The sequence below is a fragment of the Metabacillus sp. KUDC1714 genome (assembly GCF_014217835.1).
GTDB classification, from domain to species: domain Bacteria; phylum Bacillota; class Bacilli; order Bacillales; family Bacillaceae; genus Metabacillus; species Metabacillus rhizosphaerae.
The window spans coordinates 1,535,916-1,548,801 of the sequence record NZ_CP055263.1 but is presented as its reverse complement, the minus strand read 5'-3'; the positions used below and the strand labels follow the sequence as shown (position 1 = coordinate 1,548,801).

Genomic DNA, 12,886 nt, shown 5'->3' with positions numbered 1-12,886 from the left:
CTAATTGCGATTTAATACAGTATAAAAATTAAGCAAGTTCACTAATGTTAATAATGATTTACAAAAACTTAATACAAAATTTGTCTAGATAAGAGTCATTATTTGTTGATAAATATTGAAAAACTATGGTAAAGTATGAGAAGTTTGTAGAAAAAGGAAAAATATTGGAGGTTTACAATTTTGTCTGAAAAAATCAAAGTAATGACAATTTTTGGAACAAGACCTGAAGCAATAAAAATGGCACCACTTGTGCTAGAGCTTGAAAAATATCCAGAAGATATTGAATCAATTGTTACTGTAACTGCACAGCATCGGGAAATGTTAGATCAAGTCATGGAAATCTTTAAGGTTAAACCAGATTATGATTTAAATATCATGAAGGATCGACAAACATTAACAGGAGTTACCGTTCGTGCTCTCGAGGGATTAGATCAAATTATGAAAGATGTTAAGCCTGATCTTGTCTTAGTTCATGGAGATACAACAACGACTTTTGTTGCAAGCCTTGCTGCATTATATAATCAAATTTCAGTAGGTCATGTAGAAGCAGGACTAAGAACGTGGGATAAATATTCTCCTTTCCCTGAAGAAGTAAACCGACAAATAACAGGTGTAATTGCTGATCTTCATTTTGCACCAACAGTAAAATCTTATAATAACCTTGTTCAGGAAAATAAATCCCCTGAATCCATCTATATTACAGGAAACACAGCAATTGATGCATTACAAACAACTGTATCCCCTACATATCAACATGAAGTATTAGACAAATTACAAAATTCAAGAATGATTTTATTAACAGCGCACCGTAGAGAAAACCTTGGTGAACCTATGAGGAATATGTTCCGCGCTATTAAGCGACTAGTTGAGGAACATGATGATGTACAAGTTGTTTATCCTGTACACTTGAATCCTGCAGTGAGAGAAGTGGCAGATGAGATCCTAGGACAAGATGAGAGAATTCATCTAATTGAACCATTAGGAGTAGAAGATTTTCATAACTTTGCATCACGAGCATATATCATCCTAACTGATTCAGGTGGTGTTCAAGAGGAAGCACCTTCACTAGGAGTCCCAGTTTTAGTGCTAAGGGATACGACAGAACGACCAGAAGGAATAGAAGCCGGAACGTTAAAATTAGCTGGTACGGACGAAGAAACGATTTATAACTTAGCTTATGAATTGTTAAATAATTCAACAGAGTATGAAAAAATGTCTAAGGCTTCAAATCCTTATGGTGATGGAAAGGCTTCATACAGAATTGTTCAAGCAATTCGCCATCATTATGGAAAGATTAGTGACAAGCCTGAACAATTTAAAGCCTAATCTTTACAAAGGTAACAAAAACCCTTCTCTTAGTATTCAAGACCTATAAGAGAAGGGTTTTATTATGTGTAGAATAAATATAGTGAACTTGAATATCGTATTATTTAAAAGTGTTAGTATATATTACCTAGATAAAAATGTCGTAAATTCTACAAATTTCTTCAATTGTAGTATATACTTACAAAAGGTAATGCAAGAATTGTAAAATAATGCAATACCCCTTGTATGAAAAGTATGATAATAGAAAATAAAAGGGGAGCACATATGAAACGTGTTCTAATAATAAGTCAAAATTTCTATCCTGAAATAGGGAGTGCGGCAAATAGGATAAAAAATATATATGTTGAACTAAGTAACCAGGGATATAAGGTAAAAGTGCTTACTGCAGACCCTTCTTATCCAAATCGTAATATATACAGGAAGAATCCTGAATTTTGGAACGAGGATATTCCTGATGAAGACATCATTAGAATCAAGACAAAAACAAGAAAATACACACGAAATATTTTAAATCGGTTTTTATTGTATATTGAGGTTTTAGTTAAGTTGATTTTTACTATTTCTAAACTAGATAAACAATATGATGTCATATTTGCAACTTCTCCACCCATATTTATTGGATTTGCAGGCATGTTTGCTAAGTTTCGACTTAAGAAAAAGTTAATTTTGGATGTTCGTGATCTCTGGCCTGAATCATTACTTGGTGTTGGTGTATTTACAAATAAACTAGTTTTAAAACTATCTTACTTTCTTGAACAAAAATTATACGATTCAGCAGAAAAAATCATTGTAAATAGTGAAGGATTTATTCCGTATATTACTTCCAAAGGCATTAATAAGGAAGATATTATTTTTATTCCGAATTCATTGACAGAGGAAGAGTTGTCAAAGAAGCCAAAAGCAGCAACTGAATCCAACGAGACAAAGACGATTATTTATACAGGTAATTTAGGTTTGGCCCAAGATTTACTAACATTAGTAGAATTAGCTGAAATGTTTCAACAAAGATCAGATATCCACTTTAAGATAATTGGCTATGGATTTAAGAAAGATCAAGTTAAAAATCTCGTTGATGAAAAGCACTTATCAAATATTGAAATTATACAAGTGAAAAATCGAAAAGACACGTTAAAGGAAGTCTCCTTAGCAGATATTGCGTATGTGGGACTTGTGGAAAAAAGTGTCTTTCAAACTGTCTTGCCAGGAAAAATAATTGATTATATGTGTATGCAAAAGCCAATTGTCGGTAATATCGAAGGTTATTCAAAAAAGGTCATCAAGGAAGCAAAATGTGGCTTTGTATCGGATGATCGAAAAACTGTTGATTTATACGAATCAATATCGAAACTTATAGGTGATGAGCAATTGAGAAATCAATTAGGTCAAAATGGATATGAGTATGCGAAGAAACATTTAAGGTGGAAGAAGAATATTAGTCGCTTAACGAGAGTTATAGAAAACATTTAAGTTGCTTTTCCAATTGTTTATAATATTGTCGATTATCTTAGTGCAAAAGAACCGTTTATATTAAAAAAACTGAGATTTCTTGGAAAGTCAGCTCGAATTATGTATTATTATTTTTAGTATTGTAATGAAATACTATGTTAAAGGATAGAAGAATATGAGAAAAAAAGTTTGTATGTTTGTATGGAATCACTTTACAAACGATGCGCGTGTTCTTAGGGAATGTACAGCATTATCTGAATCAAACTATGATGTGGATTTAATATGTATTCATGATCCTAAGGATCCTAACTTAGCTAAATTTGAAGAACGTAATCCATATTTTCGAGTACACCGTGTCAGAAGATATCCAATTTTGTTGGAAATCTTTCAAAAGGCTTTTAGATTATGTAGCAAATACAAATCCTTAGCATTTGTATTTTTGCTTTGTTGGTTATTTATGATTTATCAATTTCCGGTTCCAGCAATAATGATCACTGTCTTCGTCTTGCTATTAGTAAAAACTAAATTAAAGGCAATTTGGATAAGTGGTAGTATTATTTTAAGAATGATCGGGAAAGGGCTAAAGAAAAACTATGATATCTATCACTCAAATGATTTAAATACTTTACCTCAAGGTTTTATCGCTTCGAAGGTAAGAATAAAGCAAAAGAAATTAATTTATGATTCGCATGAAGTTCAAACAAGCAGGACCGGTTATGAAGGAAACTCATATGGAAAACTGGAATCATTTTTAATTAATAAGATTGATGCGATGATCGTAGAGAATCATACAAGAGCAGCGTATAACGATGAGTTATACAAATTTTATCCACATGTTGTTCACAATTATCCATTCAAACAAGTTGGAGAAAATCAAGAAAAAGCACCTCTTCATGACATGTTAGGATTACCAAAGAATGAGAAAATTCTTTTATATCAAGGTGGAATCCAAACTGGTCGAGGTTTAGATAAATTAGTACAAGCTGCACCACTTTTTAAAGAAGGAACGCTTGTTTTAGTCGGAGATGGGAAAATCAAACCCAAACTAGAAAAAATGGTTGCAGATATGAAGCTTCAAGACAAAGTCAAATTCATCCCGAAAGTACCACTTGCAGAGTTACCAACATACACAAGAAATGCCTATCTAGGCTTTCAAGTACTAAACAATGTGTGCTTTAATCACTTCTCAGCATCTTCTAATAAACTCTTTGAGTACATGATGAATGGTATTCCAGTGATAGCTTGTAGCTTCCCGGAAATCCAGAAAGTTGTGGAAGAAGAGAATGTTGGTGTGTGTGTCGATTCACATGATCCGGTATCGATTGCTGAGGGAGTTAACTATTTACTAGATAATACCGAGAAACATCAACAAATGAAACACAATACATTTATTGCAAAAGAAAAGTATAATTGGGAGCTTGAGAAGCGCCATCTTTTAGCTGTTTATCAGAATGTTAACGAGTCGAAATTATCGACACTTTAAAAATTAGTAAACGATCAAAAGTTTTCATAGCAGAAGTTTAGATTTTTGTATTAAAAGGACTATTTATAGGAGATATGCTTCTTCTAAATATTGTGATTAACAAAGGTGGAGTTATTTATGAAAAAAGTAACAAAGGCAATTATTCCAGCAGCTGGTTTAGGAACAAGATTTTTACCTGCTACCAAAGCTATGCCAAAGGAAATGCTGCCTATTGTTGATAAGCCAACCATTCAATATATTGTAGAGGAAGCCATTGAATCTGGAATAGAAGATATTATTATTGTTACGGGTAAAGGAAAAAGAGCTATAGAGGACCATTTTGATCATGCAGTAGAATTAGAACAAAATTTATTAGAAAAAGGGAAAATGGATCTTTTGGAAAAAGTTAAGTATTCTTCGAATCTAGCAAATATCCATTATATCCGCCAAAAAGAGCCAAAAGGTCTAGGCCATGCTGTATGGTGTGCTAGAAAGTTTATTGGTTCGGAGCCCTTTGCTGTCCTACTGGGTGATGATATTGTTCAGGCGGATACTCCTTGTCTGCGACAATTAATAAATGAATATGAAGAAACTCAATCTTCCATCATAGGTGTTCAATCTGTAGAAGAAGATCAAACACACCGCTATGGAATCATTGCACCAGTAAATAAGATTGAACGCCGTTATGAAGTTGAGAAATTTGTAGAAAAACCAAAACCAGGTACTGCACCTTCAAATTTAGCAATTATGGGTCGTTACATCCTAACTCCTGAAATATTCCAATTTCTTGAACGTCAAGATGTTGGGGCAGGTGGAGAAGTCCAATTAACAGATGCGATTGAAGCATTAAATAAACTACAAAAGGTGTATGCTTTCGACTTTATAGGAAAAAGATATGATGTTGGAGAAACGGCTGGTTTTATAAAAACAACAATTGAATTTGCTTTAGAAAATAAAGATTTACGAGAAGAAATAGTAGCGTTTATGGAAACAATGGTCAATAAAATAAAAATCCATAATTAAGTTATGTCTGAAAGGTGGCTAGGATTGGTGAAGGTTGAAGAGCTATGTCAAGAAAATGAAGATTTACAACTTAAGGTGGAATTTTTAGAAAAAGAAGTTGCGGACTTAAAACAGGAATTAGCGAAACAACTTAACAAAAGAGAGACAGAAATTAAGGAATATGCGAAACAGATTGAAAAATATCAAAACTTAGCATCACGCTATAATGCATTGAAAAATTCAACATTAGGTAAGTTGACCAGTAAATACTGGGTCATTCGTAAAAAGCTTAATAAAGGTTAATCTTAGTATAAAAGGAGTCTAAACTATGAACCCAACTGTAAAGAAGAAACTTGATGAAATTACAAATACCAGAAAATGGTTGGAACAAAAAAACGACCCAAACTATAAGGGGGTTCATATTAAAGAAATCTCAAACAGTAAATGGTTTATGCAGTCAGATGCTCCTATTGAATATGATGTAACGAAAAATGTTTTTACAAGTCAATTGAAGGATAAAAAGCATGCTTACTTATCATTTCACGAAATGAATACAAATTTTTCAAAAGCACCAGAATTTGTTCAAGTAAACTTAAAACCTAGTGAAACATATAAGGTCACTTTTTCAGGTGAAAATGCCTCAAATATAGATATAACTTTAATGATAATCTCTTATTCAGGTGAAGAAAAAAAAGGTGTAATTTCTGTACCTATAAATGAATCAGAAAATATAACAATTTCACCTGAAATTGATAATACTCGGTTTGCAATCAGAATTTCTGGAGCAGGCTTATTTGAAATTGAAACCATCCAAATAGGTGATATTCAACTTTGGAATAATGGTAAGATCCAAACTAATGGAAACTACTCGAAGCTTGATCATACGGAATGGTACACACCTAATAACGCCACAATTCAATTCGATAAGCAATCAGATACTTTCAATGTTGATTTGAAAGAGAAAGAATATGTTTATTTACCTTATAATGAAGCAAATATTAAATTTGCAGATCTTCCACAAAATCCAATTTACATCGAAGATCGAAATTTACCGGTCGTGTTTAGTGGTAAAAAGGACTCTACTCTCGATGTTAAATTATTTATCATCCTTTACAACGGTAAAGAACGAGAAGAAGTTCATCAAATTGATTTAAATTCCAAAAAGTACATTTCACTACCTGCAGATGTCAATCAATATCGTTTGGCGGTTCGAGTATCTGGTTCAGGGAATTTCACAATATCATCTATTATTATTGCGGGTAAAGGATATTGGTTAACGAAAAACTTTAAAAATAAGATCAAAAATAATCAAGGTATAGAAAAGTCTTTTACTATAAATAAGAATGCATTATTTGGATTAGGAAGAGATAATAAAGTCATCTACCACCAAAATCACTCTATTTTTGAATCTAGACTTGTTGGGAAGCAATATTATTATTTACCATGTCTTGAGAACATAGATGTTAAAGGAGCTCCTAATTCACCTATATTTATCCCTAAATCGGGCCATTATTATGAGTTTTATCCTTCAGCAGATTTATACAATGAAGTGAACTTGACATTATTTGTAGCTGGTTATAGAAATCAAACAAGACAAGAGTTATATCAAATTCCCTTTAATAAATTTTCAACACTGCGTTTTAGTGAAAAAACAAATGCAGTTAAGTTCTTTATACGAGTAAGTGATAAAGGTTACTTTAAAAATTTAGAGATTGGATTCAATGAAAAAGCTGTTGAAGTAACAAATTCATTGGAATTAGACTTAGCCAAGCAGAATTGGTATCCTTCCCATAACAAATTAGTCCAACTATCTAATGAAAATGGCCAATTAGTGGGGAATTCTACAATTACGGATGGAAAACGTGTTTATATTTCATATAAAGAAACAAATAATAGCTTTGGTGTTGCTCCATCGTTTCATATTATGTCGGTGAATCAAAATTCTGAATATGAATTTACTATTCAAGCAAATGTAGATGAGGGACTAGAGCTGCTTCCAATGTTCGTTGGCTATGCAGGAGAAAACAAAACACAAGTTCTTCAGCTGAAATTAAATTCATCCACTAAAGTTAAACTTCAGGATGATATTACACAGTTCAGAATTGCATTTCGTGTTGCCGGTATGGGGACATTTAGAGTAGAAGAGTTTTCTATAAAGGAAATGGAAGTTGTCCAAATAAGTGATTCTTCGGATTGGATTTCTAGTAATGAAATTACAGAACTAGGTTTAGTAAAACCTAAACCATTAAATAAACTAAAAATGGCTGTGATTTTTGACGAATTTACTACAGCCTCTTATGAAAAAGAATGTGAGTTAATTAAGTTTACACCAGATAATTGGCTGGAGACGTTAAGTAGTAATAAACCTGATCTATTAATGGTTGAGTCTGCATGGCAAGGAAACGGTGGAAGCTGGAATAAAAAGGTCGGTTATTACGGTGAGGAAAACTTTAAATCACTATCAGCGTTATTAAAATGGTGTAATACTAACAACATTCCTACTGTATTTTGGAATAAAGAGGATCCCGTTCATTTTAATCGATTTATCGAGACTGCTAAAAGATTTGATTATATTTTTACAACAGATGAGAATATGGTGGAGCAATATAAAGAAAACGCAGGTCACGAAAATGCATTTTCCCTACCATTTGCAGCACAACCTATGATTCATAATCCTATTAAAATTGTTGACGAAAGAATAAACAAGGCTTGTTTTGCTGGTTCATATTATCGTCATCATGAAGATCGCTCAAAAGATATGGATCGCGTTTTAGATTATGCAGCAAAATACGGTTTAGAAATATTTGATCGAAATTATGAGAAAACCAAACAAGGATTAATGCCAAATCATACCTTCCCAGACCGTTTTACTCCTTTTATCAAAGGAAGTCTAAAATATTATGAAATCGATAAGGCATACAAAGGCTATAAAGTAATGATAAATGTTAACACGGTTAAATTCTCACCTACAATGTTTTCAAGAAGGGTTTTTGAAGGGTTAGCATGTGGAACTCCAGTTGTAAGCACATATGCTGAAGGAATTGAAAATATCTTTGGGGATTTGGTTTATATTTCGGAGAATGAAGACGAAATAGATAAAGCATTTAATTCATTGTTAAATAGTGATAATGAATATCGAACTAAATCTGTTCATGGCATTCGCGAGGTTTTAAGTAAACATACTTATACACATAGATTAAAATTTATCGCAGAAACAATAGGTTTACCTGTGTACGAAGAAATGCCGAAAGTCACAGTCATTGCTTTTGCACATTCAAAGGATGAGTTCCTACGTGCGCTAGAACAGTTTGAACGTCAAGATTATGAGAACAAAGAATTATATGTGATGGTAGATACATTTGAAGGTTACCTAGAACTGTTCAATAAGTATAATTCAAAAAATGTAAAGACCTTCGTACGAAGCTTTATGCATAATTATCAAAATATAATGGAATGGATTGATTCTCCATATATCACTTTTATCTCTAACAATGATTACTATGGTAAAAACTATTTACTAGATTTAATGCTGTGTACGTCGTTCACAGATAGTGACTTTATTGGTAAATCTACGTATTTTGGTTATAACGAGGACATGCAATCAATAAACGAATATAATACAAATGCTGAGTACGAATTTGTTACATCTTTAAACCCAGCTAGAACCATTGTAAAAACAGATGTATTTGCTAAGGAATCACTCCTGAAGGTTCTTGATGAAGCAGAGAATGGAAATGAGTATGCTGAAAGTTTAAAGTATGGCAAAAAATTCTATAGTAATGATAAATATAATTACTTAGCTGAAGCTTACGGCAATGCTAGTAAAAATAAACATTTGAATCTAATTGAATTGTGAGGCTAAATAATATGAATAAAATTAAAGTTGTTTTTGCAGGACATGATTTAAAGTTCGCAAAGCTTATCATTGATTATTTAGAGCTCACAGGAGATTACTCAGTCCGTCTAGATGAATGGAAAGGTCATAATGTTCATGATGAAAGACATAGTAAAGAATGTTTAGAGTGGGCAGATCTAATTGTATGTGAATGGGGATTAGGAAACGCTGTGTGGTACTCAGAAAATAAGCTACCACGCCAAAAACTAATTGTACGAATGCACTTACAAGAAGTTCAGACGGTTTATCCAAAACAATTTAATCTTGAAAATATAGATAGAATAATTGCGATATCTCCTTACGTATATGAAGAATTTTATAGAGTCTTTAAATTACCAAGAGATAAGATGACGATGATATATAATGTTGTAGATACAGAAATAATGAATCAAACAAAAGAAGAGGATTCAAAATTTCATTTAGGCTTCATTGGAATGAGTCCAAAAAGAAAACGTTTGGACCTAGCTGTAGATGTATTAGAAAAGCTGTGGGAACAGGATTCAAGGTACAAGCTCTTTATTAAAGGGAAATTGCCTCAGGAATACCCATGGCTTTGGAACAAAGAAGATGAACGAGAGTATTATGAAGAACTATTTAGTCGGATCAATAATGCACCATGGAAGGATGCTGTCGTTTTTGATGGCTTTGGTTCTGATATTGCAGGCTGGCTAAGGAAAATTGGTTACGTATTATCAACAAGTGATTTTGAAAGTTTTCATTTGTCGCCGAGTGAAGGTGCAGCTTCCGGCGCTTTTCCGTTAATCTTGAAATGGGATGGCAGTGATACGATTTATCCGAAAGACTATTTATTTGAATCAGTCGATGATATAGTATTACGTGTTAAAGAAATTAATGGTTCGAATCTTAATAACGAACTAGGTGAACAAGCTAAACAGTACGTAAGAAAACACTTTAGCGTTGAAGAAATCGGCGGGAATTGGGATCTGTTAATGAAAGAATTATGTAGAGAGAGAAACATGGCAGATGAAACAACCATGAATACAGTCGAAAATTAACAGCTAATATGGGGTGAATTACTATTAAATGAAGAACATATATATACCATCATATTTGACATTAGACCAGTTAAAAACTATAATTGCTGCGCTACCAGGCAGTCGTAATAAAGACTATATGAAGTCAGCAGATAATATTATTAAAAATAACTTCTATACTCTACCTCCTTTTGGAGTAGTAAAATATAAATCTTTAATAGATTGGAATGATAATAGGTCAAGAAGTTATGAAAGATTAATCCATGGCCATACCTTTTTAGGTTGTTTAGTCGATGCTTATTTGGAGACCAATAATCAATTTTATCTTGATAAAGGGTTAACTTTAATTAGTGATTGGATATCAAAACATAACTATGAACATCAAAAAGATACTATGGCATTTCATGATGAAACGACAGCTATGCGTTTACAATACTTTTTAAAGTTTTATATTTTGGCTAGGACGAATATTCCAAAAGATGAACAAAAGCTGTTGGAAAAAGTAATATGGGAACATGCAGCATTATTGTCGGATAATGACTTTCATTCTACCAATACAAACCATGGAATGTTTCAGGATATTGCTTTATTGCAATTTGCGACATATTTTAAAGGCGAACAATTAAAAACATGCACAAACTATATAGACTTAGCAGTTAAAAGGTTAAAGGAATACTTTACGAATATCTTTACAGTTGATGGAGTGCATAAGGAGCACTCTCCTTCATACCATATGCTAGTGGCTACAAATCTTAGAAGATTAATAAGTTGGATTGAAGAAATCGATTCAACTATAAGCAGTGAATTTAATAGTATATATAAAAAGGCCGAAGATTTTGCAATCTATATCATTCGACCTGATGGATTTTTACCACCTATCTGTGATACAGAGCCCAAGCCAGTGAGATCTAGTAGTTATAAATCCCTATATTCTAGCAAAGAGTTCTTGTATTCTGTAAATGCTGGAGAAAAGGGCTTGGCACCTATCGAAAATGATAAGGTATTTCAAGAGGCTGGTTATGCGATCTTTCGTGATGATTGGAAAAAAAAGAAGGAATCGTCCTATGTACTTTTTGCTGCAGCATACAATGCAGACTACCATAAACACAGTGATGACTTAAATGTTTATATTTATAGGAATGGTGAAATCATCACTGAAGCTGGCCCAAACGGCTATAATTACAAAGATCCATTCACAAAATACGCTTATTCTTCATTCGCTCATAATACATTAGTTGTTGATGGGAAAGGACTTCCTCGAACTGATGGAAAATATGACAAAGTGTTTATGTCAGATTATAAAGTTTCAGAGAGTGAAAGTGAGGCTACTGGAGTAAATCTTAGATTTACAGGTATCGAGCATAAGAGAAATGTAAAATATAATAAAAAAGATCAAGTCGTGACTGTAAATGATGTAATATTATCTGAGAAAAAACATGAGTACAAGCTATTATGGCATGTAGCTTCTGATATTCAAGTTCATGTACGAGATCGTTTTATAGAATTATTTAGAAGCAATAATAAAGTAATGGAAATAGAGTTTTCAACTCATGCACCAATTAATGTAAAGACAGTTAATGGACAAGAAAACCCTAATTTACTAGGCTGGTCTTTTCCTAAAATGGAAGATAAGAGACCATTGACTACTATTGAAGTTGATTTAAGTGGAAGCGATGTTGATTGTACTACTTATTTTCGAATGGAGTCTTTCAAATTAGGGGATGGAAGCAGTAATCCATTTCAATTAGAAAAAACATATGTTACGAATAGAAGTCTTAGATATCATTTTGAACCGGCAAAAGATGATCGATTTAAAGATCGATTGTTTGTAGTATTTTCTGCTTTAACTCCAACGAATAAATTTATCTATAATTATATGAGATCGTTGGAAGAAATACAGGCAAATAAATTATTTATATTAGATGATTTTGGTGATCAGGGTTCCTATTATATTGGAAATAAACGTGACTTTTCAATTGAAACGGCAGTTGCTTCTTTAATACAATATATTATGTCAAAACATGATATATTGCATAAAAATGTCACCACAGTAGGTTCGTCAAAAGGTGGCTATGCTGCACTTTTATTCGGAATTAAATATCATTTTGGAAATATTATTGCAGGAGCTCCTCAAAGCAAAATTGGTCACTTCTTGATCAATCAAGCAGGTCATCCGAATATTGCAACATATATTTCAGGTGGAGCAGATGAGGCGGATTGCTATTACCTAGATCAAATCATCTATCAAATATTAAATCAACCATCAGATCTTTCACCAAAGATTAATATTCTTGTAGGGAACAAAGATCATCATTATGTAAATCATGTTATTCCTTTTTGTGATGCGTTGAGGGAAAAAGGCTATAAAGTTGATTTAGAGGTTGAACAAGGGACAACTCATGATGATTTAAGAACCACCTTTCCGCCATATATGGTACACAAGGTGAAAACAATTGTTGGGTTAAAATCAGAATATACGAATGCGCAAAAAAAATTAAAAATAAATAATATAACATTAAATATGGTAGGTGAAAATTCTGTCGAATTGCAATGTAAGGCAGAGGGTACTGGTTTATTGTATGCCTATTATGTTTTTAAAGATAAAGAAATAATTGAAAAGGTTTCTTATAAGAAGAATGCTAGTTTTAAATATAGTACTAAAGAAACTGGAGACTACTTTATTAGAGTCTATGTGAAAGATTCGAATGATGAAAAAGTTGCAATGAATACAAAGTCATTTGTTATAAAAAAATAATGATC

At 32.5% G+C, this 12,886-nt stretch carries 8 protein-coding genes; all 8 read left to right on the top strand.

Going from position 1 to position 12,886, the window contains the following annotated elements:
- The first annotated feature begins 180 nt into the window (after positions 1 to 180).
- The 8 genes from wecB (at position 181) to HUW50_RS07405 (ending at position 12,881) form a co-directional block, all read left to right on the top strand.
- A complete protein-coding gene (wecB, locus tag HUW50_RS07440) occupies positions 181 to 1,326 on the top strand; it encodes a non-hydrolyzing UDP-N-acetylglucosamine 2-epimerase (RefSeq protein WP_066328907.1) in 1,146 nt (381 codons plus the stop codon).
- 264 nt (positions 1,327 to 1,590) lie between these two features.
- Positions 1,591 to 2,793, top strand: coding sequence for a glycosyltransferase family 4 protein (locus tag HUW50_RS07435; RefSeq protein WP_066328912.1), 1,203 nt, complete (start codon positions 1,591 to 1,593; stop codon positions 2,791 to 2,793).
- 154 nt (positions 2,794 to 2,947) lie between these two features.
- Positions 2,948 to 4,255: a glycosyltransferase gene (locus tag HUW50_RS07430; RefSeq protein ID WP_066328914.1), complete on the top strand. Its 1,308-nt coding sequence runs from the start codon at positions 2,948 to 2,950 to the stop codon at positions 4,253 to 4,255.
- 117 nt (positions 4,256 to 4,372) lie between these two features.
- A complete protein-coding gene (gene galU / locus HUW50_RS07425) occupies positions 4,373 to 5,257 on the top strand; it encodes a UTP--glucose-1-phosphate uridylyltransferase GalU (RefSeq protein WP_066328917.1) in 885 nt (294 codons plus the stop codon).
- Positions 5,258 to 5,284: 27 nt separating this feature from the next.
- On the top strand, positions 5,285 to 5,539 hold the full coding sequence (locus HUW50_RS07420) for a coiled-coil domain-containing protein (protein ID WP_066328919.1): 255 nt from the start codon (positions 5,285 to 5,287) through the stop codon (positions 5,537 to 5,539).
- A gap of 25 nt (positions 5,540 to 5,564) precedes the next feature.
- The gene (locus HUW50_RS07415) at positions 5,565 to 9,092 is read left to right on the top strand and encodes a CgeB family protein (protein ID WP_066328920.1); all 3,528 of its coding nucleotides are present in this window, start codon (positions 5,565 to 5,567) and stop codon (positions 9,090 to 9,092) included.
- Between the two features lie 11 nt (positions 9,093 to 9,103).
- On the top strand, positions 9,104 to 10,147 hold the full coding sequence (locus tag HUW50_RS07410) for a glycosyltransferase family 4 protein (RefSeq protein ID WP_066328921.1): 1,044 nt from the start codon (positions 9,104 to 9,106) through the stop codon (positions 10,145 to 10,147).
- Positions 10,148 to 10,175: 28 nt separating this feature from the next.
- Entirely contained in the window at positions 10,176 to 12,881 is a 2,706-nt protein-coding gene (locus tag HUW50_RS07405; RefSeq protein ID WP_066328922.1) for a heparinase II/III domain-containing protein, read from the top strand.
- Positions 12,882 to 12,886: the final 5 nt, after the last annotated feature.

Coding starts and splice junctions, on each gene's coding strand:
- HUW50_RS07415 (WP_066328920.1), top strand. CDS start 5,565: ATGAACCCAACTGTAAAGAAGAAACTTGATGAAATTACAAATACCAGA.
- HUW50_RS07410 (WP_066328921.1), top strand. CDS start 9,104: ATGAATAAAATTAAAGTTGTTTTTGCAGGACATGATTTAAAGTTCGCA.
- galU (WP_066328917.1), top strand. CDS start 4,373: ATGAAAAAAGTAACAAAGGCAATTATTCCAGCAGCTGGTTTAGGAACA.
- HUW50_RS07405 (WP_066328922.1), top strand. CDS start 10,176: ATGAAGAACATATATATACCATCATATTTGACATTAGACCAGTTAAAA.
- HUW50_RS07435 (WP_066328912.1), top strand. CDS start 1,591: ATGAAACGTGTTCTAATAATAAGTCAAAATTTCTATCCTGAAATAGGG.
- HUW50_RS07430 (WP_066328914.1), top strand. CDS start 2,948: ATGAGAAAAAAAGTTTGTATGTTTGTATGGAATCACTTTACAAACGAT.